Source organism: Microvirga arvi (assembly GCF_016892765.1).
GTDB classification, from domain to species: Bacteria; Pseudomonadota; Alphaproteobacteria; order Rhizobiales; family Beijerinckiaceae; genus Microvirga; species Microvirga arvi.
Genome location: NZ_JAFEMD010000036.1, coordinates 26,730 through 51,393, shown reverse-complemented (window position 1 = coordinate 51,393; position 24,664 = coordinate 26,730). Strand labels below are relative to the sequence as shown.

Annotated in this window: 25 protein-coding genes and 1 tRNA gene; 11 read left to right on the top strand and 15 right to left on the bottom strand. The window is 63.5% G+C overall.

Annotated elements, in window-relative coordinates; genetic code table 11:
- The 4 genes from ILT44_RS20225 to ILT44_RS20210 all read left to right on the top strand — a co-directional run bounded on the left by ILT44_RS20225 (position 1) and on the right by ILT44_RS20210 (position 4,372).
- Positions 1 to 1,347: a murein hydrolase activator EnvC family protein gene (locus ILT44_RS20225; protein WP_204241421.1), complete on the top strand. Its 1,347-nt coding sequence runs from the start codon at positions 1 to 3 to the stop codon at positions 1,345 to 1,347.
- A complete protein-coding gene (locus tag ILT44_RS20220; protein ID WP_204241420.1) occupies positions 1,347 to 2,663 on the top strand; it encodes a S41 family peptidase in 1,317 nt (438 codons plus the stop codon). Before ILT44_RS20225 ends, ILT44_RS20220 begins: the two co-directional genes overlap by 1 nt.
- A 281-nt stretch (positions 2,664 to 2,944) precedes the next feature.
- Entirely contained in the window at positions 2,945 to 3,484 is a 540-nt protein-coding gene (locus tag ILT44_RS20215) for an RNA pyrophosphohydrolase (protein ID WP_204241419.1), read from the top strand.
- 189 nt (positions 3,485 to 3,673) lie between these two features.
- The gene (locus ILT44_RS20210) at positions 3,674 to 4,372 is read left to right on the top strand and encodes a DUF1236 domain-containing protein (RefSeq protein ID WP_204241418.1); all 699 of its coding nucleotides are present in this window, start codon (positions 3,674 to 3,676) and stop codon (positions 4,370 to 4,372) included.
- A gap of 159 nt (positions 4,373 to 4,531) precedes the next feature.
- Here the strand turns inward: ILT44_RS20210 and ILT44_RS20205 are convergent, their stop codons facing one another.
- Together ILT44_RS20205 and ILT44_RS20200 are read right to left on the bottom strand one after the other, a co-directional pair.
- Positions 4,532 to 4,726 carry a hypothetical protein gene (locus ILT44_RS20205; protein WP_204241417.1) on the bottom strand — a complete coding sequence of 65 codons (195 nt, stop codon included), beginning with the start codon at positions 4,724 to 4,726 and terminating at the stop codon, positions 4,532 to 4,534.
- A gap of 441 nt (positions 4,727 to 5,167) precedes the next feature.
- Positions 5,168 to 5,252, bottom strand: a tRNA-Leu gene (locus ILT44_RS20200).
- Between the two features lie 146 nt (positions 5,253 to 5,398).
- On the opposite strand from ILT44_RS20200, the gene ILT44_RS20195 reads away from it, so the two are divergent.
- A complete protein-coding gene (locus ILT44_RS20195) occupies positions 5,399 to 5,980 on the top strand; it encodes a YqaA family protein (RefSeq protein ID WP_204241416.1) in 582 nt (193 codons plus the stop codon).
- Between the two features lie 13 nt (positions 5,981 to 5,993).
- A complete protein-coding gene (locus ILT44_RS20190; protein WP_204241415.1) occupies positions 5,994 to 6,497 on the top strand; it encodes a disulfide bond formation protein B in 504 nt (167 codons plus the stop codon).
- Between the two features lie 530 nt (positions 6,498 to 7,027).
- Here ILT44_RS20190 and ILT44_RS20185 read toward each other — a convergent pair.
- From ILT44_RS20185 to ILT44_RS20175, 3 genes are read right to left on the bottom strand one after another with little or no spacing between them, the layout of a single operon-like run.
- Positions 7,028 to 7,651, bottom strand: coding sequence for a glutathione S-transferase family protein (locus ILT44_RS20185; RefSeq protein ID WP_204241414.1), 624 nt, complete (start codon positions 7,649 to 7,651; stop codon positions 7,028 to 7,030).
- A 40-nt stretch (positions 7,652 to 7,691) separates the two neighbouring features.
- Positions 7,692 to 8,549, bottom strand: a complete 858-nt coding sequence (locus ILT44_RS20180; RefSeq protein ID WP_204241413.1) for a GNAT family N-acetyltransferase — start codon at positions 8,547 to 8,549, stop codon at positions 7,692 to 7,694.
- A 52-nt stretch (positions 8,550 to 8,601) separates the two neighbouring features.
- Positions 8,602 to 9,564, bottom strand: coding sequence for a threonine ammonia-lyase (locus ILT44_RS20175; RefSeq protein WP_204241412.1), 963 nt, complete (start codon positions 9,562 to 9,564; stop codon positions 8,602 to 8,604).
- Positions 9,565 to 9,663: 99 nt separating this feature from the next.
- Between ILT44_RS20175 and ILT44_RS20170 the strand changes: the two genes are divergently transcribed.
- Positions 9,664 to 10,134, top strand: a complete 471-nt coding sequence (locus ILT44_RS20170; protein ID WP_204241411.1) for an Lrp/AsnC family transcriptional regulator — start codon at positions 9,664 to 9,666, stop codon at positions 10,132 to 10,134.
- 195 nt (positions 10,135 to 10,329) lie between these two features.
- Complete coding sequence (locus ILT44_RS20165; protein ID WP_204241410.1) at positions 10,330 to 11,193, top strand: EcsC family protein; 864 nt, start codon at positions 10,330 to 10,332, stop codon at positions 11,191 to 11,193.
- 156 nt (positions 11,194 to 11,349) lie between these two features.
- Here the strand turns inward: ILT44_RS20165 and ILT44_RS20160 are convergent, their stop codons facing one another.
- A complete protein-coding gene (locus tag ILT44_RS20160; protein ID WP_204241409.1) occupies positions 11,350 to 11,919 on the bottom strand; it encodes an HNH endonuclease in 570 nt (189 codons plus the stop codon).
- A gap of 359 nt (positions 11,920 to 12,278) precedes the next feature.
- On the opposite strand from ILT44_RS20160, the gene ILT44_RS20155 reads away from it, so the two are divergent.
- Both ILT44_RS20155 and ILT44_RS20150 read left to right on the top strand, forming a co-directional pair.
- Complete coding sequence (locus tag ILT44_RS20155) at positions 12,279 to 13,268, top strand: magnesium transporter CorA family protein (RefSeq protein WP_204241408.1); 990 nt, start codon at positions 12,279 to 12,281, stop codon at positions 13,266 to 13,268.
- A gap of 204 nt (positions 13,269 to 13,472) precedes the next feature.
- A complete protein-coding gene (locus tag ILT44_RS20150) occupies positions 13,473 to 13,970 on the top strand; it encodes a DedA family protein (protein ID WP_307826595.1) in 498 nt (165 codons plus the stop codon).
- Positions 13,971 to 14,037: 67 nt separating this feature from the next.
- On the opposite strand, the gene ILT44_RS20145 is transcribed toward ILT44_RS20150, so the two are convergent.
- The 9 genes from ILT44_RS20145 to ILT44_RS20105 form a co-directional block, all read right to left on the bottom strand.
- Complete coding sequence (locus ILT44_RS20145) at positions 14,038 to 14,919, bottom strand: 3-hydroxybutyryl-CoA dehydrogenase (RefSeq protein ID WP_204241406.1); 882 nt, start codon at positions 14,917 to 14,919, stop codon at positions 14,038 to 14,040.
- 73 nt (positions 14,920 to 14,992) lie between these two features.
- Positions 14,993 to 15,937, bottom strand: a complete 945-nt coding sequence (locus tag ILT44_RS20140) for an electron transfer flavoprotein subunit alpha/FixB family protein (RefSeq protein ID WP_204241405.1) — start codon at positions 15,935 to 15,937, stop codon at positions 14,993 to 14,995.
- Between the two features lie 17 nt (positions 15,938 to 15,954).
- Positions 15,955 to 16,704, bottom strand: coding sequence for an electron transfer flavoprotein subunit beta/FixA family protein (locus ILT44_RS20135; RefSeq protein ID WP_204241404.1), 750 nt, complete (start codon positions 16,702 to 16,704; stop codon positions 15,955 to 15,957).
- 177 nt (positions 16,705 to 16,881) lie between these two features.
- Positions 16,882 to 17,589, bottom strand: a complete 708-nt coding sequence (locus tag ILT44_RS20130) for a rhomboid family intramembrane serine protease (RefSeq protein WP_204241403.1) — start codon at positions 17,587 to 17,589, stop codon at positions 16,882 to 16,884.
- A gap of 60 nt (positions 17,590 to 17,649) precedes the next feature.
- A complete protein-coding gene (locus tag ILT44_RS20125) occupies positions 17,650 to 18,225 on the bottom strand; it encodes a cob(I)yrinic acid a,c-diamide adenosyltransferase (protein ID WP_204241402.1) in 576 nt (191 codons plus the stop codon).
- Between the two features lie 86 nt (positions 18,226 to 18,311).
- A complete protein-coding gene (locus ILT44_RS20120) occupies positions 18,312 to 18,908 on the bottom strand; it encodes an acyloxyacyl hydrolase (protein ID WP_204241401.1) in 597 nt (198 codons plus the stop codon).
- 218 nt (positions 18,909 to 19,126) lie between these two features.
- Complete coding sequence (locus ILT44_RS20115) at positions 19,127 to 19,318, bottom strand: twin transmembrane helix small protein (RefSeq protein ID WP_204241400.1); 192 nt, start codon at positions 19,316 to 19,318, stop codon at positions 19,127 to 19,129.
- 76 nt (positions 19,319 to 19,394) lie between these two features.
- A complete protein-coding gene (locus ILT44_RS20110) occupies positions 19,395 to 21,989 on the bottom strand; it encodes a TIGR02302 family protein (RefSeq protein WP_204241399.1) in 2,595 nt (864 codons plus the stop codon).
- 277 nt (positions 21,990 to 22,266) lie between these two features.
- Complete coding sequence (locus tag ILT44_RS20105) at positions 22,267 to 22,704, bottom strand: hypothetical protein (protein WP_204241398.1); 438 nt, start codon at positions 22,702 to 22,704, stop codon at positions 22,267 to 22,269.
- Here ILT44_RS20105 and ILT44_RS20100 point away from each other — a divergent pair.
- Positions 22,679 to 24,526: a M10 family metallopeptidase C-terminal domain-containing protein gene (locus tag ILT44_RS20100; RefSeq protein WP_204241397.1), complete on the top strand. Its 1,848-nt coding sequence runs from the start codon at positions 22,679 to 22,681 to the stop codon at positions 24,524 to 24,526. The genes ILT44_RS20105 and ILT44_RS20100 overlap by 26 nt on opposite strands.
- Positions 24,527 to 24,664: the final 138 nt, after the last annotated feature.

Sequence of the window (24,664 nt, the reverse complement as noted above, 5' to 3'; positions counted from 1 at the left end):
ATGACCCGCTTCAATTTTTTTCCCTCCAGCAAGGCCATTGGTCTTGCCGCATGCATGGTTGCTGCCAGCCTGAGCCCGGTGAGGGCTCAGCAGCCTGCATCTGCGGCACCGTCCGTTCAGGCTGAAACGGCCGAGGAGAAGGCCCGGCGCGAACAGGATCTCAAGGTCCTGGAGGAGGCCATCACGGCCAACGCCGAGGCGCGCCGGCGCCTTGAGGCCGAGATCGACTCCATCAAGGCGGATCGGGCCAAGCTCAATGCGGCCCTGATCGAAACCGCCGAACGGCTCCGCGGCACCGAAGATCGGATCGGAGGCCTGGAGCAGAGGCTCCAGACCCTGACCTCCAGCGAAGCGGCCATTCGCCGCTCCCTGCAAAGCCGTCGGGGCGTCATCATCGAGGTCTTCGCCGCTCTGCAGCGCATGGGCCGCCGCCCGCCGCCCGCTGTGCTGGTCCGGCCCGAGGACATGCTCGAGGCGGTCCGGGCCTCGATCATGCTGGGCGCCGTTCTGCCGGAGCTGCGCGTCGAGGCCGAGATTCTCTCAACCGATCTGGCCGAGCTCGTGCGCCTGAAAGAGGCGATCGGCACCGACCGGACGACCCTGAATGGGGAACTGACAGCCCTCAATCGTGAGCAGGAGCGCATCGCAGCCCTCATGGAAGCCCGTCAGGGCCGTATCGCCGAGGTCGAGCGCAATGCCGGCGCCGAGCAGAAGAAGGCCCAGGAGCTGGCCCGGCAGGCCGGAACCCTGAAGGAGCTCATCGACCGCATGGAAGGGGAGATTGCCGGCGCGCAAAGGGCTGCGGAGGAGGCCCGCAAGGCCGCGGAAGCGCAGCAGCGCGAAACCCGGGAAAAATTTGCCCAGCTTGCCTTCAGGGATCCTGCCCGGCTGGCTCCGAAAATTCCGTTTGCGGAGGCCCGTGGCCTCCTGCCGCGCCCCGTCGGTGGCGAGACGGCCCTGGATTTCGGCGCCCCTGACGGCTATGGCGGAACGACGCGTGGCATTTCGATCACGACACGGCAGAATGCAACTGTGGTATCACCCGCGGACGGATGGGTGGCGTTTGCCGGCCCCTTCCGGTCCTATGGTCGACTCTTGATCATCAATGCCGGTGGGGGATACTATGTTCTTCTGGCCGGCATGGACCAAATCAAGGTCGATGTCGGACAATTCGTGCTCGCTGGCGAGCCCGTTGCGACTATGGGAGAGGCTCCTCTCATGAGTTTGATCGGCGCTGCCATAGAAAAGAACAATCCCGTCCTCTATGTTGAGTTCAGGAAAGACGGCGGTTCAATCGATCCAAGTCCCTGGTGGGCAAAATCGCAAAGCGAAAAGGTTCGCGGATAATGCGCAAACTATCCCTCTTGATTCTCGGTGCGGCTATCGGCGCAGGCAGCGCGACCATGGTGTCGCAGACCAGCCTCCTGTCGGGCATGAGCGCGATTGCCGCCTCGTCCGACACGTACCGGCAGCTGAGCCTTTTCGGAGACGTCTTCGAGAAGGTTCGCACGGACTACGTTGAAAAGCCCGAAGAGTCGAAGCTGGTCGAGGCTGCCATCAACGGCATGCTGACCTCTCTCGATCCGCATTCCAGCTTCATGGATGCCAAGAGCTTCCGCGACATGCAGGTGCAGACCCGCGGCGAGTTCGGCGGCCTCGGCATCGAGGTCACCATGGAGGACGGCCTCGTCAAGGTCGTGACCCCGATCGACGAGACCCCTGCCTCCCGCGCCGGCGTGCTGGCCAACGACATCATCACCCACATCAACGACGAGCCTGTTCAGGGCCTCAACCTGAACCAGGCGGTCGACAAGATGCGCGGTCCGGTCAATTCCTCGGTCACCCTCAAGATCCAGCGCAAGGAAGCCAAGGATCCGGTGGTGGTGAAGCTGACCCGCGAAACCATCAAGGTGCGCCCGGTCCGGGCCCGCGTCGAGGGTGACATCGGCGTGCTGCGCGTGACCCAGTTCAACGAGCAGACCTTTGAGGCCCTGCGCGCCGGCATCGACAAGCTCTCCAGCGACATCGGCGCCGACAAGGTGGCCGGCTTCGTCATCGATCTGCGCAACAACCCGGGCGGCCTGCTCGACCAGGCGATCATGGTCTCCGATGCCTTCCTCGACCGCGGCGAGATCGTCTCGACCCGCAGCCGGAATGCCGAGGACACCCAGCGCTTCAGCGCCAAGGCAGGCGATCTGACCAAGGGCAAGCCCCTGGTGGTGCTTGTCAACGGCGGCTCGGCTTCGGCCTCCGAGATCGTGGCCGGCGCCCTGCAGGACCACAAGCGTGCGACGGTTCTCGGAACCCGCTCCTTCGGCAAGGGCTCGGTGCAGACCATCATCCCACTCGGCGGCAACGGGGCCGTGCGCCTGACGACGGCGCGCTACTACACCCCGGCCGGCCGCTCGATCCAGGCCAAGGGCATCGATCCTGACATCGAGGTGCTGCAGGACGTTCCCGAGGAGCTGAAGGGCAAGGACGAGACCAAGGGCGAAGCCGGTCTGCGCGGCCACCTGCAGAATGGCGGCGAGAAGGAAGAGCGCGGCGGCTCCTCCGCTTACGTTCCGCCGGATCCGACCAAGGACAAGCAGCTCATCGCGGCCTACGACCTGCTGCATGGTGTTCGCAAGGGCGCGGCCAACACGACCACGACGCCGAACTAAAGCGTCGGACCCAAAAGTGGATTTGCACTTTTGGGATCCAATCCGATGCCTGCTCTAAGGACGGATCGTCCTTTCGTTCGAGAAACAGTGATGCAGAAGGGCCTGGCGAGTTAACATCCCGCTAGGCCCTTTCTTGTTCGGGCTTCCACAGCCCTGCGGAAAGGCTTGTGCAAGGGCCGGTGAAGCGGCACTCTCTTGACTTGCGTTGGAACCATGAGCAAGCGCCGGCACTATCAAGAACCGGCCACATCGGGTTCTGCAATCAAGGGAGTAAAAGTCGGATGAGGAGCGCAAGAGGATCACAGGCCAGAAAGGATCTGCCCTACCGCTCCTGTGTCGGAGTCATGCTGATCAACAAGGATGGTCTGGTCTTGATCGGCCGGCGCCGTTCAGAGGCCGATGCCGCGTCGGATGGTTATTCGTGGCAGATGCCCCAAGGCGGGATTGATCCTGGTGAGGAGCCTTATCAGGCCGCTTTGCGCGAGCTCTACGAGGAAACGAGCGTCCGCTCCGTGAGTCTCCTGGCCGAAGCGCCCGAATGGTACGCCTACGATCTGCCATCCATGGTGGCGGGTCGTGCCTGGCGCGGGCGCTATCGCGGACAGAACCAGAAATGGTTCGCGTTCCGCTTCGAAGGCGACGAGAGCGAGATCAACATCCTCCAGCCGGGCGGCGGTGGGCACAGGCCCGAATTCGACGAATGGCGCTGGGAGGAAATGCACCGCCTTCCGGAGCTGATCATCCCGTTCAAGCGCCCGGTCTATGAGAAGGTCGTCGCAGCCTTCGCACCCTTCGCATCCGAGCGTCTGCACACCTCGTGAAAAGCGGGTGAGGTGACATGCAGGCTGTGCAAAAAAGCGATTGTTTCAGCCGATTTCGTTCATATTCCTGAACCGCGGATGTACGCCGCTGCCCCTTGAGAAGGGGAGGGGAACCCGCCCTGAGAACCTCCGTTGATACGCAGCAAGAGGGCCCCTTTTGGGCTCTGTATCATCGGGAGGTTTCATCCAATGCGTGTCACTTTACTGGCTGGTGTAGCGGCAGCGGCTTTTTCCCTGAGCGTGGCGGCGATGGCGCAGACGAGCGGCAGCTCAGGCGGCGGCAGCAACTCGGGCGGTTCCTCCGGCGGCTCCACGATCATGACGCCCGGCGGCTCCTCAGGCTCTTCGTCCGGAGCGACGATGGGCGGCTCGGGCACGTCCGGCACATCGAGCGGGACGACGTCGGGTTCCGCCTCCAGCAGCACCGGCGGCTCGTCCGGCACCTCGACGACAGGCAGCAGCGCGACGGACAGCGCCCAGTCCGGAACATCCGGCACGACGCGGGGTAATGCGTCCGGCACCGCTTCGGGCGGCACGAGCACCACAGGCAATGCGTCCAACGCGACAGGCGGCGCGGCCAATACCAACACCACCGGCAGCACAGGTTCGGCCGGCTCCGCGAACATCAGCGTCACCTCGGAGCAGCGGACCCAGATCTCACAGTCGTTCCGCAGTGTGAACGTGCAGCCGCTGACCAATGTGGAGTTCAGTGTCAGCGTCGGCTCGACCATTCCGGCTTCCGTGACGACCTTGTACGATTGCCCGGACAATGTTGAGCGGATCCTGACCGGTCTGCCGGAATGCAAATACATTGTCGTACGCGATCAGGTCGTGATCCTGGAGCCGCGCACCCGGCGGATCGTGACGGTCATCGAGCGTCGCGGCTGATCGTTTCCGTTCCAGCATCAACCTCTTGAAGGCCAGCGCCCGCGGTTTCGCACCGCGGGCGCTGTCACATCAGGTGAGCATTTTCTGGAGGAAAGACCTGGGTCTGTCAGGGTGCATTCCCGCGCGTTGAAACAAATGTCCTGATAGGGCGCTCGGAAACTACGCCGCGTAAGGAAAGGAGATGGGCTCTGCTTCTGCCGCTTGCTGCCGGCGATGCTGGACGAGCATCTCCAAGGCTGCACGGGCATAGAAACGGAACTCTTCCTTCACGATGTCAGGTTCGCGTTCCCAAAGCTGGGTATCCTCTTCGGCAGAGTGCAAGGCGCGCGCAACGCTTTCGATTTCACAATCCATGGCAAGCCCCTCTCCTCGTGGTTTGAAACGTTTGTCTGTTCTGCCGAAAAGCCCTTGGCGACGCCCTTGGCATTGCCGAACCGCCGTATCTGGCGTTTTCGACCGCGGCCATTTGTTCCAAACGGGGTGCAGCTCGCAAGATCGAAGGTGGGGTAGCTCAGAAGTGCTAGTTGGCCGAGGTCTCTGATCCAAGGTCGTGCCACGTGCCAACAGGCTTCCGTGAGAGTGGAAAGACCCGATAGTAACGTACAGCCATCGGGACCTTGTTGAGCTGCCCGACCTATGACTCGCGCCTGGGACCATCAAGCACAACCATGAATGCGCTCTGAAAACCTAGGGTCGATGAGATGGCGCCTGGGCTCTCGTGGCGCAGGATATCCCGAGAGCTTGGGAAACGATCGATTTTCCTGAAGCTTTATGCCGTACCATCTGAAAAGGCTATGGTGCCCCTGGCCGGGATCGAACCAGCACTCCTTGCGGAACTCGATTTTGAGTCGAGCGCGTCTACCAATTCCGCCACAGGGGCAAGGACCTGCGACGTACCATGAGGCATGAAGGGTGGTCAATCTGCGAGATGTGAAGGGAAGCCGCACGGCTGGCCTCTCGCATTTCCAGGCGCCTTGTGCTCAAAGGTCGCCGGGGCGGTGAGCCTCCTGAACCGGTCGGATCCTTATGCTCAGACGTGTCTACGATTGGACCCTTTCCCTCGCGGCGCGGCCCTCGGCCCCCTATGCGCTGGCTGTGGTCTCGTTTTCGGAGAGTTCGTTCTTTCCCGTCCCGCCGGATGTGATGCTCGTGCCGATGATGCTGGCCCGGCCCGACAAGGCCTGGTTCTATGCCCTGATCTGCACGATTACCTCCGTTCTGGGAGGCATCCTGGGCTATTTCATCGGGTTGGGCCTCTACGACTCCATCGGGGCCTGGCTCTTCCAGCTCTACGGCCTTGCCGAGGGAGCAGAGACTTTCCGGCACGCCTATGCGGAATACGGCCATTGGGTCATCCTGTTGAAAGGTCTGACGCCGATTCCATACAAGCTCGTGACCATCACTTCGGGCTTTGCGGGCTATCACCTAGGCTGGTTCATCGTGCTCTCGATTTTGACCCGTGGCGCCCGGTTCTTCATCATCGCTCTGCTGATGAGCAAGTTCGGGCCGCGCATCAAGTCGATCATCGACAACAACTTCAATCTGGTGGCGGCTCTGGCCATCGCGGCCTTCATTGGTGGTTTCGTCGCCTTCCGCTATCTTTTCTAAAGGAGAGGGATCGATGCAGATCGGCCTCACCATCCGTCAGGCGGCCCTGGCCGTCGCCCTGGGTGCGGCGGCGACTGTCGGTGGCGCTCTCGTGTTCGAGCATGTTTTCGGCTACGTGCCGTGCAAGCTCTGCCTGATCCAGCGGAACCCCTATTACGCCGCCATTCCTCTGGGCTTGCTGGCGGCTCTCCTGCCGCCACGCTGGACGAGGGCGGGTCTGTGGCTGCTGGCGCTGATCTTCCTCGTGAGCGCGGGGCTCGGCGCCTATCATTCAGGGGTTGAGTGGGGTTTCTTCGCAGGCCCGAGCGATTGCGGCGGCGGCGGGGCGGGCGCCGGCGCGGGCAATGTGGGCGATTTCCTGAACCAGCTGCAGAACACCCGCGTCGTCAGCTGCACGGAAGCCGCCTGGCGCTTCCTCGGCCTCTCGCTGGCGGGGTGGAACGTGCTGATCTCTCTCGCGCTTGCCGGCTTCGCAGCCATGGCTGCAGCCCGCAAAGGCTTTTATCCCGGACGGTAAAATACTGACGCATCGTGCACCCCATAAGAGGTCGTCGCGGCAGGCCTCGCGGGCAGCACGAGGACCGGACGCTCCCATGTGATCCGTCCGGAAGCAGGACTCGTGCCGACCGGCACGGCGCCCATCCGCTTGTAGAAACCGGCCGAGGGCGGATGGGAGACGATCCTGACCGACATGAGGCCGAGGCGCGCGGCCTCGGCCTCATGTGCCTGAACAGGCGGGCACCCAGCCCTGCGCCCTGTGCGGCGTCGGCCACGAACATCAGGTCGAGCTCGGGTTCGCCGCCTGTGATCAGACTGTAGAACCCGAGCACCTCGCCACCATGTGCAGCCAGTACGACATGGTCCCGCACGATCTGGTCGGCGCTGATGACGTATCCGTCGAGGATGCGACGGTACTCGCCCTCATAGGCGCGCGAGGCCTGCATGAGGTGGTTCAGGGCAGGCAGGTCCGTCTCCTGGGCGCGGCGAAGTACGACCTCGCGTGCCGAGGCTCCGGCGCTACGGGCAAGGAACGCGTCGTCGGGCATGCTACGCGTTCCGTTCGCGCACGCGGGCGACGGCCGGGATCTGTGCAGCCGCATCGGCAGCCGCGAGCAGCTTCGGGCAGTGCTCCGCGAACCAGGCGCGCCCCGGGTTCCAGGCGGTCATCACCACGAGATAGAGGTCGAGCGCCGTCAACGCCGATCCAAGCGCATAGGGCGCCGGCGAGACCAGGGTTTCCATGTGCCGCCAGATCCGCATGCGGCGGGCGTCGCTCTCCCCCCGGAGACGGGCGGCCGCAGCATCGTCGAGCCCGAGCTGCTTCGGCTCGTCCCCGAAGGTGAAGGTCGGATAGACGGCGCCGACTAGGACGACCAGCAGATTGAAGAACACGGCCCGGTTGTCGACGTCGGGGGGAACGAGCTCTGCCTGCGGCGCCACGTCGTGGATGTGCAGCACCATGGCAGCGCTCTCGGTCATCGCGGTGCCGTCCGGCAGAATCAGCGTCGGCACCTGCCCCAGCGGGTTGTGCGACAGCAGCCGCTCGCGCCCGGGTCCCGGTTCGAGGTAGGGGATCAGCGTCACGCGATGCGGCAGGCCTGCCAAGGCCAGCGCCATCTCGATCACGGCAGAACCGCAGCCTTTGGAGGCGATCAGTTCATATTCGGACATCAGTCATTTCCTTGATGGCTCGGAAGGGGTCCCATATGCCTCAGACAGCGAGATCGAGGTCCATCTCGAACTGGCTGATCGGCGTCCGCTCGAACCCCATGCAGGCCATGAAGCCGGGAGCGAGCTCCTCCGGGAAATTGGCCGAGATCAGAAGATCCTGCTCCGGATGAGCCGCCGCCAGGGCAGAGATCATGGCGCGCCCCAACCCACGCCCACGCGCATCACGATTGACGAAGAGAGTGCGCAGGGCGAGGCTTGCGGGCTGCGGCGCAGGCTCCACGATGGCGAAGGTTCTCCCTTCCAGGCACAGTCCGCGCGCGGGTGCCGCGGTTGCGGCGAGGGTTTCAGGAGCCAGGAACCACGGAAGGTCAGCCGGTCCTTCCGCGGCAAGCCTGCGGGCGATCGACAATGGATCGACCTCAACCAGGTCGGCCACGGCTGAAGGTGTTCCGGCCGCTGCAGGACGGCGATAGCCGATCAGCCGACGACGGACCTCGAATCCGAGGCTGCGGTAGAGGCGTAATGCGGGCTCGTTCGTGTCAATGACCTCGAGCAGGAGGCGTCGGTCGCCGAGCTTGCGCAGGTCGTCGATGACCTCACCCAAGGCGGTCCGCCCGAGGCCACGAGCCCGGTAAGCCGGAACGATGCCCATCGCGGCGATCCGGGCCGTCCAGCCGCGGCGGGCCACGAGGATGAGAGCGACAGGGTGCCCGCCTTCCATGAACACGCGGCTGGCGCGTAGGTCGAGGGTCTCGCGCCTGAAGCGGGCGTTGAACATCTCTCCGTTGATCGCCTGGGGCACGACATAGCCCTCGAAGCAGGCGGTCATGATCTCGGCAAGGGCGCTTGTGGTGAACGCAAGGGCAGGGTGGGTGGCCACTCCGGCAGGCAGGGGCATCGGGAATGTCTCCAATGGCATGGGTCTGGATAGGGAAAGTCGTGAAGGGGGGCTAGTCCGGAGGGAGCCAGGCCGCGATCTGCTCCGGTGTCAGGTTGGCGCCGCACAGGACGGTAGCCACACGGGCGCCTGAGTAGTCCTGCCGGTGCCGGATCAGTCCGGCGAGGCCTGCGGCGCCCGCCGGCTCGACGGCGCGTCCGAGATGTCGCCGGACGAGCCTCATGGCTTCGAGGATCAGATCATCGCTGACGAGCACCACATCGTCGACGGTGTCCTTCATGGATGTCACGGCGAAGGGCACCGGGACCCGGACGGCGATGCCGTCGGCGATCGTATCGACGGCTGGCGTCTCCAGCGGCCGGCCCGCTGCGAAGGAATCTGCCATACACTGCGCCCCCTCCGCCGCGACCGCGACGATCCGGGTTTGCGGCGATCGATGCTTGAGCCAGCACCCCATTCCAGTCGCGAGCGCGCCGTTCCCCAGCGGGATGAACACGGCGTCGAGCGCGGGCAGGGCTTCCGCGATCTCCAGCGCGATCGTGCCCGCCCCCTCGGCGATGGCGGGCTCCGCCCCGTCCTCGACGAAGCGGAAGCCCTGTTCGGCTGCGAATGCCCGCGCCTCGGCCTTGGCGGCATCGAGATCCCGCCCATGGAGGACGACCTCGGCTCCGAGCCGCTGCATGGCCTCGATCTTGAGCGGGCTCGCCGTCTCGGCGGCGAAGACGACGACCCGGTGCCCGGCCCCGACGGCCGCATAGGCGAGCCCCTGGCCGAAGTTGCCGGCCGAGGCAGCGACCAGGGTGGTCGTTGCGCTCACCTCGCGCTTCACGAACAGGCTCGTGCCGCGGCCCTTGAAGGAGCGGATCGGGTTCTCGGTCTCGTCCTTCAGCCACAGCGACATGCCGAGGTGCCGGTCGAGATCCGGCGAGGTCCGCAGGGCGGAGCCAAGGAAGATCGGATCGATCAGGTGCGGGGCCTGGGCGATCCGGGCAGGTGACAGACGTGCAGTGTTCATGCGATAACCTTAGCAGCACTTCGCGCGGGATGATCGCGATTTCATGGGCCTCTACGCCGTGGTAGCGCACCGAGTACTCGTCTTATGCAGGTTTCTCGCATGCCTGACCTCGACGATCTAGATCTCCGCATTCTCGACTTGGTTCAGGAGGATGCTGAGATGCCAGGTGAGGCGATTGCCGGCAGGGTGGGGCTGTCGGCGTCCGCCGTGCAGCGGCGGCTGTCGCGCCTGAAGAGGGACGGCGTCATCGAGAAGGTTGTCGCCTTGGTCGAGCCCCGCTCGATCGGGCGGACGGTGACGGTGCTGGTCGAGGTGGAGATCGACAACGAGCGCCGCAGCGCCCTGGAAGCCTTCCAGCGCTGGGTGGTCGAGGCGCCGGAGGTACAGTCGTGCTGGTATGTCACGGGCGACGCGGACTACGCGCTCCTGGTCTCCACCCGCGACCTCGACAGCTATAATTCCTTCATCGAGAGGCTGATGACGGAGCAGCCCGTCGTGCGCAAGTACAAGAGCCTAATCGCCCTCAAGACGATCAAGCGCGGACTGAAGGTGGCGACGAATCCCGACTGAGGCTATTCGGAGACATTCGGAAGTCTCGATCAAACCTCTCGGCTTGGGAGCTTAGGCCTGAGCGATCTGCCCACCTTCGATCAGGTCAAGGAAACGTCCCTGTGGATCAGATCATTCTCTGCCAGGGAGCTCTCTCCGGGAAAGATAAGGAGGGTCGGACTGTCGGTAGGGGCTCCGGATCCCCAGATACATCGCATGAGCCAGGAACTTCGCCGTCAGGAGCCGCTTCCGTCATCCGCCGGCAGCACGGCACCACCGGATATCGCCCTTTCGGAGGATGATCGCGCGGCGCTGCGGCGAGCCATCAACGCGCTGGAGGGGCCGAGTTACGTAGCCCGGCTGTCCGCCCTGGCCGGGCGGCCGATCGAATTGCTCGGGCAGGCTCTTCCCCAGGTGGCATCCGACATGATCTCGAAGGCGACGCAGGCGGCGCTCACCCGAGCCCTGCGGTATGCGCTCCTGACGATACCGAAGGAGGGCAGGGATCCCGAGAGCCGCGTACACAAGGCGCTCGCGGTCTTGTCCGGGGCCATGGGCGGAGCCTTGGGCATCTCGGCTGTCCTGATGGAGCTCCCGATCTCGACAACGATCATGCTGCGGTCGATCGCCCGGATTGCTCAGAGCGAAGGCGAGGATCTTGAGGATCCCGAGACGGCTCTGGCCTGCCTCCAGGTTTTCGCCCTGGGCGGGCGCACCGGTTCGGACAACCTGCACGAGACGGGCTACTTTGCCGTGCGGGCGGCGATGGCGAAGTCCGTCAGTCGCGCCCTACAGCAGGTGGCCGGGCGGGGCGTCGTCGATGACAGCGCCTCGGCCATCGTGCGTCTGCTGGCCCAGATTGGGTCCCGGTTCGGGCTGGTCGTCTCGCAGAAGGTCGCCGCCCAGGCTGTGCCGGTCGTAGGGGCGATCGGCGGCGCGGCCGTCAACGTCACTTTCGTTGACCATTTCCAGACACTCGCCCGAGGGCATTTCATCGTGCGCCGCCTTGAGCGTACCTACGGCAAGGGTACAATCCGCAGAGAATACGAACGTATCCGGGCTGAGGCGGCCTGCTCATAGCACGTCTCCGGCACATCCCCCGCTTCACCGAGTGGTGCAGCCAGCAGTTGCCCGTTGGCACAATCCTTCCCTTGCATGTTTATGGGGTGTAACGAGACGTTCTTGTGGGGTGACGCGCAAGGCTTATGGGGTGCGCGATAATGACGGTGCCGGGCCTTAAGGCTCCAGCTCGCTGTCCCAGTAGAGATAATCCATCCAGCTCTCGTGGAGATAGTTCGGCGGGAAGAGGCGGCCGTTGGAATGGAGATCGTGGATGGTGGGGGCGAAGGGGCTCTGCCGGGGCCACATCTCGACCTCGCGGGGCAGCTTGTCTCCTTTCCTGAGGTTGCAGGGCGCGCAGGCGGCGACGACGTTCTCCCAGGTGGTCTGCCCGCCCTTGGACCGGGGGATGACGTGATCGAAGGTCAGGTCCTCGCGGTCTCCGCAATATTGGCAGCTGAAGCGGTCGCGGAGGAAGACATTGAAGCGGGTGAAGGCGGGGTGCCGCGACGGCTTGACGTAGGTTTTCAACGAGATGACCGACGGAAGCCGGATCTCGAAGGTGGGACTTCGCACGACCTTGTCATATTCGGAGACGATGTTGACCCGATCGAGGAAGACCGCCTTGATCGCATCCTGCCAGCACCAGATGGACAAGGGATAGTAGCTCAAAGGCCGGTAGTCGGCATTGAGGACGAGGGCCGGGCAGGCCTCCGGTCGCACAACAGGCTGGACGTGTATCGTCACCTCACCTCCTCTTTAACTTAAGAGAAGAGTCATTTCCCGTCCGAGTAGACTATAGGCAGTGTGACGCTGTTGTGAAGACGAAAGGCGGAACGTCTGTGACGCACCCACAGAAGATGCGGCGCGGACGAAGCATGGCTGGAGCATCGGATGCAAAAGTGGGTCCACTGTTCGCTGACGCGGCCCTTCGGGTCACTGACGTGGCCCTCTGGGTCCGCACGATGCGCTGGCTGGAACTCTCAGCCATCGATCAAAGCGGGTCCCTTGGAACCGGCGCCCAGGAGGTCGAAGCCATCCCGTGCTTGGAACTGCCTAGCTTGAACCAGCGTTTTTGTCCTACGCAGCCCAATTCCAGGTGACCCTTGATCCGTGCCTTCCTCTACGACGCCGACGGACACGACCAGGAGGTCGACCTCAACGCGCAGTGCATTGCCGAGCTCAATGAACGGAGCCTGCTCTGGATCGATGTCCTGGGGCGCGAGCGCCGCGAGATGGAGCAGCTCGTCGACCTTCTCTCCCTCGACCGGGGCTCGCTGCGCGAACTGCTGAATCCACAGGAGGCGCTCTATCTCGACAATTACGGCGAATACTTTCAGTTCGACGTCATCGGGCTTGCCGATGCAGGTGAAGGAAATGGCGAGCGGGCGCTCACCAAGCGGCGCCCGGAGCATCTGGAGTTTCTCGTCGGACCGCGCTGGATCATCACGGTGCACGAGGCTGAGCTTCTGTTCCTGCAAGCCTTCCGCGACCAGAACAAGGGCGAAACCCTGATCGGAGCGCTCAGCCCGCCGGCGCTGGCGGCTTCGCTCCTCGACTGGCACCTGACCACCTACTTCGAGGCAGTGACGGAGCTCGAGGCGCTTCTCGATCGCCTCGACGAGGCGTTGCTGAGTGGCTCTGGCCGCAGAAGCCTTCTGGCCGGCGTGGTTGCCACCCGGCGCCGTGTCTCCGAGCTGCGGCATCTGCTCGCCGTGCAGCGACCCGTGTTCTACGGACTCTCCCGTCCCGACTTCGCCCAAGTCGTCGAGTCCGATGCGGCGGCGCATTACCGCTCCCTGGAGCGACGCTACGAGCGGGCGGTCGATGCGGTTGACCATGCGCGCGAGCTGGTGAACGGCTCGTTCGATCTGTTTACGACCCGCACCGCGGAGGCGACGAACGACCTTGTCCGTCGCCTGACCTTCATCACCATGATGCTGGGCGTCGCGGGCGCTGTTGCGGGCATCTTCGGGATGAACTTCGAAACACCCTACACCCAGACGGGCGTTCCCGGGTTCTGGGCCGTGCTTGGAGGCTTAGTCCTGTTCATCGTGAGCGCGGTGATCGTCGCCAGACGTAGGGCTTGGATCTGAAGCCGATGGTGAAGTTGGCATGAGCTCAAATGGAACGCCCCAGCCGAGGCAGGCCAAGGGAAGTCTCCGTCAGGGAATGCGTCCGTTGAACTGTCCGACGCTCTAGCGCATCGTGCGGACTTCTGAGCCCGCATGACATCGGAGGCGGCGCGATCCGGGCTTTCCCCTTGACCAGGTGTCGCGATGAACTTTCTTCAACAAGGCGTGGCCTGGATCGAGCCCGCGATCGGCGCTTACGGCGTATGGGCCCTGCTGGTCGTTCTCTATTTCGAGTCCTTCGGCGTGCCCCTGCCCGGCGAGAGCGCCCTGATTGCGGCGTCCCTTCTGGCCGCGCGTGGCGATCTTGAGATCGAGCATGTCTTCCTGGCGGCCTGGCTTGGCGCCGTGCTCGGCGACAGCACAGGCTATCTGATCGGCCGCTTCGGAGGCCGGCTCGTCCTGAGCAGGTTCGGCCCTTGGCTGAAGCTGACGCCGGAGCGCCTGTCCAGGATTGAGAGCCTGGCGAAAACCAAGGGGTTCTTCATGGTTCTGACCGCGCGCTTCATTGTGGTGCTGCGCCAGCTCAATGGCATTGTAGCCGGATCGGCGGGCATGCCATGGCACCGTTTCGTGATAGCGAATGCCCTCGGGGCCATGCTCTGGGCCGGCCTGTGGAGCTTCGGCCCCTACCTCTTCACCGATGCGTTCAAGCGTCTGATCTGATGCTCTTTTTTAACTGGCGCATCGTTGAGCGCGGCCCGCTGGGTCCGCACGATGCGCTAAAGCTGCTTTAACGGGTCGGAACCGGCTTCTCGCCGCGGTAATCGTAGAAGCCGCGCTTCGTCTTCCGCCCGAGCCAGCCGGCCTCCACGTATTTCACGAGGAGAGGGCAGGGGCGGTACTTGGAATCGGCGAGGCCCTCGTGCAGCACCTGCATGATCGACAGGCAGGTGTCGAGGCCGATGAAATCGGCGAGCTGGAGCGGGCCCATGGGATGGTTGGCGCCGAGGCGCATGGCCGTGTCGATGGCCTCGACCGATCCCACGCCCTCATAAAGGGTGTAGATCGCCTCGTTGATCATCGGCAGCAGGATGCGGTTGACGATGAAGGCCGGGAAGTCTTCGGATACGGTCGAGGTCTTGCCGAGCTTGCCGATGAACTCCTTGGCGGATTCATAGGTCGGATCGTCGGTCGCAATGCCGCGGATCAGCTCCACGAGCTGCATCACCGGCACGGGGTTCATGAAGTGGATGCCGATGAACTTCTCCGGCCGGTCGGTGGCGGCCGCGAGCCTCGTGATCGAGATCGACGAGGTGTTGGTGGCGATCATCGCGTCGGAGCGCAGCGACGGGCAGAGATTGGTGAAGATCTTGCGCTTCACCTCCTCGTTCTCGGTCGCGGCCTCGATGACGATGTCGCAGGTCGAGAGGTCGTCATAGGTGCGTGCCGGTCTGATCCGCTCGAGAGCGGCCTGCCGGTCGCCCTCGGTGAGGGCCCCTTTGGAGACCTGACGGGCCATGTTGCCGTTGATCGTGGCGAGGCCGGCATTGATCCGCTCCTCCGAGAGATCGTTGAGCCGGACGTTGAACCCCGCGAGCGAACAGACATGGGCGATGCCGCTGCCCATCTGTCCCGCGCCGATCACGCCAACCGTCTTGATCTCAATGCCCATCGATCTGCTGCCTGCATCCAACCGTCACAACGGCCGGGCGGAGGTTCCGCCCGGTCCGTCACTATTCCTGACCTTATTGACCGGCTTTGGTCAACTCCTCCTTCAGTTCAGGGAGGATTGTGAAGAGGTCGCCGACAAGGCCGTAATCGGCCACCTGGAAGATCGGGGCCTCCTCGTCCTTGTTGATCGCCACGATCACCTTGGAATCCTTCATACCCGCCAAGTGCTGAATGGCGCCTGAAATCCCGACCGCGATGTAAAGGTCGGGCGCCACCACCTTGCCGGTCTGGCCCACCTGCCAGTCGTTGGGAGCATAGCCCGCATCGACGGCGGCGCGGGAAGCGCCCATGGCCGCCCCGAGCTGATCGGCAATCGGCTCGATATACTTGGTGAAGTTTTCCGAGGAGCCGAGCGAGCGGCCGCCGGAGATGATGATCCGGGCCGAGGTCAGCTCGGGCCGGTCGTTCTGGGCGATCTCCTCGCCCTTGAAGCTCGACGTGCCCGGATCGTCGGCGGCATTCACCGTCTCGATCGCGGCAGAGCCCCCCTCAGTGGCGGCCGGGAAGGCGGCGGTGCGCACGGTGATCACCTTCTTAGGATCGGTGGCCTGCACGGTCTGGATCGCATTGCCGGCATAGATCGGCCGCTCGAAGGTGTCGGGCGAGATCACCTTGATGATGTCGGAGACCTGCATCACGTCGAGCAGCGCCGCCACGCGTGGCATCACATTCTTGCCCTTGCTGGTGGCAGGGGCCACCAAGGCATCATACGAGCCGGCGAGCGACACGATCAGGGCTGCTGTGGGCTCGGCGAGCTGGTGCTCGTAGGCCGGAGCGTCGGCGAGCAGCACCTTCTCCACGCCTCCCAGCTTGGCGGCGGCTTCGGCCGCCGCGCGGGCGTTCGATCCGGCCACCAGCACGTGAACCGGAGCGCCGAGCGCCTGGGCAGCGGAGAGTGCCTTGTGGGTGGCGTCCTTCAGGTGAGCGTTGTCGTGCTCGGCAAACAGCAAGGTGGTCATTGTTCTAAAAATCCTTCTCAGAGCACGCCGGCTTCGACTTTGAGCTTCGAGACCAGTTCGGCCACGGAGCCGACCTTGACGCCGGCCTTGCGCCCGCCCGGCTCGGCGGTCTTGACCACCTTCAGGCGCGGAGCGACGTCTACGCCGAGCGTCTCAGGGCTCGTCTCGTCGAGGGGCTTCTTCTTGGCCTTCATGATGTTGGGCAGCGACGCATAGCGCGGCTCGTTGAGGCGCAGATCCGTGGTGACAATGGCCGGCAGCTTCAGGCCCACCGTCTGCAGGCCGCCATCGACCTCGCGGGTGACGTCGATGGAACCCTCACCCACGTTCACCTTGAAGGCGAAGGTGCCCTGCGGCCAGCCCAGCAGGGCTGCCAGCATCTGGCCGGTCTGGTTGGAATCGTCGTCGATCGCCTGCTTGCCCATGATGATGAGATCAGGCTTTTCCTGCTCGACCACCTTGGCCAGGATCTTGGCAACCGCCAGCGGCTCGACGGTGGAGTCGGTCTTGACCAGGATGCCGCGGTCGGCCCCCATGGCGAGCGCGGTGCGGATGGTCTCACCAGCCTGCTGCGGGCCGATGGAGACGGCGACGATCTCGGTGGCCTTGCCCTGCTCCTTCAGGCGCACCGCCTCCTCGACGGCGATCTCGTCGAAGGGGTTCATGGACATCTTGATGTTGGCGAGTTCGACGCCGGAGCCATCCGGCTTCACCCGGATCTTCACGTTGTAGTCCACAACCCGCTTCACACATACAAGAAGCTTCATTCGTCCATCCTCACCAAAGGTCAGATCCGGATATGGCCGAAAACCGGCCCTCCGGACATATAGGAAAAAGGCGGATGGACCCTAGAGCATCGGACCCAAAAGTGGAATGTACTTTTGGGGTCGATCCGATGCTCCTTTTTTGGTCCGCACGATGCGCGGGCGGCCAGCATCCGATTGTCAACGCGGCGCTTGCAGTTCCTGCGCCTGGACGCGGGCGAGCACAGGGTCGTAGCGGCGGCGCATGAAGGGGATGAGAATAGCGCCCACGATGAACCCGCCAAGATGGGCGAACCAGCCCACGCTCTCATCGCCGCCCAGGAAAGCCGAGGCGAACTGAAGCACGAACCAGAAGCCGATGGTCCAATAAGCGGGAAGGTGCAGCGGGATCCCTTTGAGGAAGAGGCCCCAGATCTTCACCCGCGGATAGAGGATGAGATAAGCCGCCACCACGCCGGAGACGCCGCCGGAGGCCCCGATCAGGGGGCGGTGGGGTTCCGGCGTGATGAAGGCATGGGCAAGGCTCGCGGCCGTTCCGCAGAGCAGAAAGAACACGACGAAGCGGAGATGCCCCATGGCATCCTCCACATTGTCGCCGAACACCCACAGGAACAGCATGTTGCCGATCAGGTGGAAGAAGGAGCCGTGAAGGAAGATGTTGGTGACCAGCGTCAGCTCCACCGGCACGAAGGGATAGCCCTCGGGCAAAGTTTCCGTGCCGAACAGGACGGACGGGATGAAGCCGAGGCCGCCGACCATCGCATCCGCGCCCACCGGGCCGTAGAAGGTCAGGAGATAGGCGAGGATGCAGATCCCGATGAGGAGCCGCGTCGCGAGCGGCGTCTTCAGGTTCTTGAGCGGGACGCCATCGTGAAGCGGTAGAAACATGATCCGCTCCTAAAGCATCGAACCCAAAAGGGAAATCAACTTTTGGGAGTATCCGATGCGCTACCGGTTCTGCCCCGGCACCCAGAGGACGTCGAGCGCACCCTTGTCGTTGACGTAGCGGGATGCGACGAAAAGGAAGTCGGACAGACGGTTCAGGTACTTCACGGATTCCGGAGAGACCTTCTCGTCCGGCTTTTCCATGAGCTCGACCACATGCCGCTCCGCACGGCGGCAGATTGTACGGGCAAGATGAAGCGCTGCGGCGGCAGGCGTGCCGCCCGGGAGCACGAAGGAGCGGAGCACCGACAATTCGCTGTTGAGACGATCGATCTCCTGCTCGAGGCGATCCACCTGCGCTTGGGTGATGCGCAGGGGTTCATAGGGTAGGGGCTTGTCCGTCTCGACCGTTGCGAGATCGGCGCCGAGATCGAACAGGTCGTTCTGGATGCGGCCGAGCATGCTATCGATCTCGTGGCCTGCCGTGTGGAGGCGGACCAGTCCGATGCAGGCATTGGTCTCGTCCACCGTGCCATAGGCCTCGATGCGCAGATCGTATTTCGGACGGCGCCCGCCAGCGGCCAACGCGGTGGTGCCCTTGTCGCCGGTGCGGGTGTAGATGCGGTTCAGAACGACCATGAAAGGCCTGACAGGTTGGATGTGCTCTTCTTCAATGTAGCATCGGATGGGTCCCAAAAGTGCAATCCACTTTTGGGTCCGATGCTCTAGAACGAATACCCAACCCGTGCGCCGACATTCGTCAAGCCTCTATTCTCGTCCGAGCAGGTTCCGCCATCCGACAGGTGCTCGATGGTCGCCATCACGTTCCAATTGGCGGAGAGCCGTACACCGACCGATCCGGATTCACGGAACAGGGGAGAGCATCCAAGCGCCTGACGGTTGGAGAATCGATCGGATGAATCTCTGCCGTTGTGGATGGCGCCGCCGAAACTGCCCTCGACAAAGATGCTTGGCGTGACATCGATCGTCCAGGACAGGCCTGCATAGGCGAAGCTCGTGCTGTCGTTGAAATTCAGGCTGCCGCCGATATGCGGTCGCGGAATGAAATAGCTGGTGAAAAGGTCCGATGCGGTGAACGGCTTGTCGAAAAGGATCTCGCCGGTCAGGTTGGCCGATCCATCGCGCCCTTCGCGGCCCCAAGGATCCTGCGCGGAGAGTCCAAAACGGAATTCGGACAGAAGGCTCGGTTGAGGTGACGGAAGGGAAGAATTCGCCTGTCGCTTAAAATCGGAGCCCAGGACGCCCGACGATCCCATCAACAGGACCAGAAGGCTCAAGCCTATGGCTGGGCTGGTGCGCATTAAGAGATCCACAACTCAATAAAAATAACGCCAACAGGCTACGCCGTTATGGCTAATGATCTCTTAATACAAACCATGGCGAAAAAGTGTCAATACAGTGAAGCCCGGAGCGTCGTGCGGAAAACCGGTCCCGGTTTTCCACGCCTAAAGCTAGGCCATTCACAAACGCTCATCGACGAGGGGAACAAAGGTCGTGTTTCCGCCTCCGGATCCGATGCTCAGGCGGCTCTCCACCAGATCACGCCCATGATGACGATGATGGCGATAAACTGCAGCAGAACGCGCATGCGCATGAGATGCTGCGACCGATTGGCATTGCCGCCGCGCAGCATGTTCAGGAGGCCCAGAAGCAGAACGAACGCAACCGCAACCACCGCGATCGGCACCAGCAGGTCAGCAAAACTCGTCATCTTGATTCCATAGAAAGGTTCGGGCGACCGTGGCCCGAACCTGTAGGGGAGGCAAGAGGTCCGTTGACCCTAAGCCTCAGTTCCTGCGCAGCAGCCGCTCGAAGTAATCGAGCTCCTCCTGCGGACGGGTCGGGTCTCCCAGCTTGCGCCGCAGCTCGTCCAGGATGCGCTGGGCACGCTGGGCCGGCGACATGTTCAGGGTGGGCACCTCGACACGGCCATCCGAGTAGTCTCTGTTCCGCATGGGTCGCCCGAGCGGGTCGGTGTCGCGCTGCCCTGCCTGCTGGTTACCTTGCGGATTGCCCTGGCCCGGCTGGTCGCCCGCCTGTTCGTTCCCCTGGCCGTCGCCCTGCTGCATCTGCTGCATCTGCTGGGCCATGCCCTGCATGCCGCGGCGCAGGTTCTCGAGAGCTCTTCCCTGAGCATCGACCGCAGGACCGTCCTGTCCCTGACCGAGGGAGCCCTCGGCATCACGCATGGCCTGTTCGGCATCGCCCAGGCCCTGCTCGCCCTGCATGCCCATGCCCTGCATGCGCCGCTGCAACTCCTCCAGCCTCTCTCTCAGGGCCTGCTGCCGCTGCCGCAGCCCCTGCTGGCCCTGCCCATTTTCAGCCTGCTCCTGGCCTTCGCCCTGCTCGCCCTGTTGACCTTGCTGCCGCTGCCGCTGCCCCTGCTGACGCTGGCCCTGTCGTTGCCCCTGCTGGCGCTGGCCGTTGCGCTCGCCCTGCTGCATGCGCCGGTTCTGGCCCTCGCGGAAGGTCTCGTCGCGCAGGTTCTGCTGCTCGCGCGCCATATCCTCGAGATCCTGCATGGCCTGGTTCATCTCGCGTCCGAGCGGATCGGTCATGCGGTTGTTGGGCTGGGCGGTCTGCAGGTTCTCCAGAATGTTGCGCAGCTGTTCGAGCAGGCGCTGGGCCTCCGCCACGTCGCCGCGGCGCATGGCCTCCTCCATCTGCCGCAGCATGCGATTGAGGTCATCCTGCGAGATCATCCTGTCAGGGGAGCGCTGGTTCTGGTTCTGTGACTGCTGCTGGTTCTGCTGCATGCGCTGGGCAAATTCTCTCAGGAATTTATCCATGGCCTGGCGCAGCTCATCCGTCAGGCGTCGGATTTCCTCGTCCGCGGCGCCCCGGTCCATGGCCTCCTTCAGGCGATCCTGAGCGGCGCGCAGCTCGCGTTCCGCATCGGAGAGCCCGCCATCCTCGATCTGCAGCGCCATCGCCCAGAGCCAGTCGGCCAGATCGAGCAGGTCTTGGTCGGTCTTGGCGACCCGCAGGCGCTCGGCGCCCGTGCGCAGACCCATGAACACGCCCCATTGCGGCGTATATTCCTCGGGGGCAATCAGCAGTGCATCGAGCGCCACCTGCACGCGCTTGCGGTCGTCGGGGCTCAGCACGAGAGTGCGCCGCTGTTCCACCAGAGCCTTGGCGAGGGGATTGGTGAAGGGACGTTGCGGCAGGGTGAAGGTGATGGCCTCGCTCGTGGCTTCCTGGCCCGCTTCGTCCTTGGCCTTGAGCCGGATCGTCACCGGTGCGCCCGCCCAGGCATGATTGGTGAGATCGACGGGAGATTTGGTGTCCGGCGCATTCTCTTCGTGGCTGGGAAGAGCCAGGGTGAGCTGAGGCGCAGGAACCAGGGATCGGCCCTTGCTCTTGTCCACCTTCTCCACGATCCCTTCGAGCGCGACGATGCCGTAATCGTCCTTGCCCTTGTAGCTGAGGGTGAAGGTGCCGCGCGCATTCACCTCGGGTGGAGTGGTGAAGGCGATCTCGGGCAGCCGGTCGGGAATGGCCTCGATGGTGAGGGTCACGCTGTTGGCAAAGCCCGTGCTGACCGTCAGCTCGCTGCTTCCTTCAAGCTTGTAGCGCTCCTCGCGCATGTCGGCCCGCTGGCCGGTCTTCGGCGGCAGGGGCGCAAGATTCTTGCCTGGCTTGACCTGTGCGCTGCCCTCGCCCGCGATCCGGACGACCACGGTGGAATGGATCGGAGCCCTCAGGCTCTGGCCCCGGGCGAGGTCGATCATGAGGGGCGGAGTGCGGGTATAGAGAGGCGGGTCGATCCAGCCGTCGATGCGGAAGGAGGCGGACGCCGCCTCCACCTTGCGCCAGTCGAAGGCCGCCGCAAGGCGGGAGCCGATCTCCGGGCCGGCCACGAAGGCGCTCGTCACCAGGGCAAGCAGGCCCGCCGCCCTCAAGGCAAAGCGGTCGCGCCTGGGCATATCGGGCCGCGGCAGGCCCACGCGCATCCGGCTGACGGCCTCTTCCGCACGCCTGCGATGCAGGGCCCACAAGGCCCGGGTTCCGGGATCGGCCGAGCCCAGGGCGAGGCCGTCGTCGAGGACGCGGGCCGGCCCTGTGGTGAGGCCCGCCTCCCGGTCGAGGCGATCGAGCGCGCGCGTCCGGCTCGGCATCCTGAGGCGCAGCAGAGGCCAGAGCGAGAGGAGAAAGGCCGCGGCGAAGAGCCCGAGGCCGATCCTCCGCCACAGGACAGGCAGGTCGAGCCACAGGCCGAGCCAGGACAGGGTCAAGAACAAAAGAATGATGGCAAGCGGCAGCCAGAGCCGGGGCCAGGCCTCCTCCCACCAGAGGGACCAGCGCGCGTGAGAGACCAATCGCCCAAACCGCTGGTTCAGGTGGCTCTGCCCAGGTGTCGGGTTCGGGCCGTCGCTCATGCAAAAACTCTCCCGCTGCACCGGATGTGCAGGCGCCCCCCTTCACGAAGCTAGCACGGCGGACCTGGATGACCAGCGGTCAAATGGGCACGGACCTTCAAGAACAGGTGACCGGGAGCCGCAGCCGAAACCCGTTATGCAGGCTTGAGGGCATGCCCGCAGCCGGCAGAACCATTGCTCAGCTTGACCTTATTAATATTATACCGATACAGAAAATCGCATTGTTCAAAGACAATAATTTATCCATCGGGGCAGATCCATGGCGACCATCAATCTTTCATCGCACTCCGTGCCGGAGGATGCGCAGGCCTCCCGGCCGGTCGGCATCCTGAGCATCGAGGATGGAGCAGAGGGCGAGACCTTCACGTTCACCCTCAACGATGAACGCTTCGAGATCGCCGAGGGTGAAGGCGGGCAATATGCTATCGTCGTGAAGGCCGGCGCGAGCTTCGAGTTTGAGGGCGGACCGCGGCAGTACACCATCGCGGTTCAGGCGACGGGCAGCCTGAACACGCCGGTCGATCCCGCCTCGTTCCAGATCGATGTCACCGACGTCAACGAGGCGCCTACCGGAATCGAGGTGACGGGCGGGTCGGTCGGCGACAATGCAGATCTCGGCACGGTGGTCGCGACGTTGCAGGGCCAAGATCCGGACGAAGGGGATGAGTTCAGCTATACCTTCGTCACCGATGCGACCGGGAACAACCACGCGCAATCACGATCTCTTCGAGATTGTCGACAACGAGATCCTGGTGAAGGGAGAGCTTGCGGTTGGAACCCACAGCCTGTGGGTCAAGGTCAAGGATTCCGGCAACCCCGCTCTGTCCTACGTGAAGTCGATCACGCTCACGGTCACGGACGCCAACGAGGCCCCCGAGGTGACCTGGGACTTCGTGGATGTCGTGGAGGGTGCGGGCGGCGGCACGCCTGTCGGCACGTTGAGTGCTATCGATCCCGAGGGCAACGACGTCAGCTACAGCCTGTCAGCGGCCAGCGACGAGATTTTCGATCTCGTGGACAATCGCGACGGGACCTGGAGCGTCGTCGTCGATTCGCGCGTCAGGCTCAGCCTCAAGGAGGCGGCTCACCAGAGCTTCACCGTGACGGTCTCCGACGGCTTCAATACGTTCGAGGAAACCTTCGACATCAACCTCGTGGAGAACCAGGCGCCGGAAGTGACCTTCGAGCCTGCTGATCTGGCGAAGACCACACCTGCCGGTACCGTTGTCGGCATTCTCTCCGCAATGGATAACGAAGATGATGCCGTAGATTACACGCTCCGCGGGGCCAGTGCGAATCTGTTCGAGATCGCTGTCGTCGAGGGCAACGTCGTCGTCAGGAGCCTGGTCGAGATCAGTTTCAGCAACCCCGCGCATCACAGCTTCGCCGTGCAGGTATCCGACGGGCTCAACGCCTTCGAAGAGAGTTTCGATCTGAGCTTCTCGAACGAGGCGCCCCAAGTCGATTTGCTTCCCGTGACCGTGCTTGAGAATGTCCAGGGCGCCAAGGTGGGTGAACTCTCCGCGACGGATCCGGAAGGGAATGCACTCGCATATCAGCTGGTCGGCGACAATGCTCATCTGTTCATGCTCGCGAAGAGTGGCGGCGGCTACGATATCCTCCTCCGGCCGGGCGTGGCTCTCGATTTTGAGAACAATCAGCATCACAGCTTGTCGGTCGAAGTCTCCGACGGCGTCAACGCCGTCCGGGAATCGATGACGCTCGATATCGACGATGTGGACGAGGCTCCCGTTCTGACCTTCGCTACACGGGCAGTGGACGAAGGGGTCAAGGGCGGCACCATTGTCGGCCACTTAAGTGCGGCGGATCCTGAAGGGGGAGAGGTTTCCAGCTACACCTTGTCCGCCACGAGCGCGACGTATTTCACGCTGATCGAAAAAGGCGATGGCGGTTACGATGTCGTGGTCCGTTCAGGCGTCAGGCTCGATTACGAGAACCCTCAACATCGCTCCTTCCAGGTTACTGTTTCCGACGGCGAGAACGGGGTCTCAAAAATACTTGCGCTCGATCTCCTTGATCGTGTCGACATGGTGATCGGCACCCAGCGCAAGGATACCCTGAAAGGGGCATCGGGAAGCGATGTGATCAAGGGTCTCGGCGGCGATGATACTCTCATCGGCAACGGCGGGAACGACACGCTCTATGGCGGCGCGGGCAAGGACGTCCTGACCGGCGGCGCTGGCCAAGACGTGTTCGTGTTCGATACTAAGCCGAGCAAGACGACGAACGTCGACCGATTGACCGATTTCGACGTGAAGGACGATTCGATCTGGCTCGAGAACAAGGTCTTCACCAAGCTCGGCAAGGCCGGATCCCTCACTACGCCGGCGCAGCTCATCAAATCCTCTTTCGCCATCGACCGGGCCAAGGACAAGAACGACACCCTGATCTACAACAAGAAAACCGGAATCCTCTCCTACGACGCGGACGGCTCGGGCTCCCAATCGACGGCAATTGAGATTGCACAGCTGAAGAAGGGGCTCGGCCTGAGCTTCAAGGACTTTTTCGTGATCTGATGTCCAGATGAGTTGTGGCCTGACTTGCTCCAACATCATGCCGCCGCGACTCAGCAGGAATGGTGCTTGGCAGCGGCTGTGGGGAGTAAACACCCATTGCCCGCAACAATGCTGGTGCCTAGTCAATCGGGCATCGGA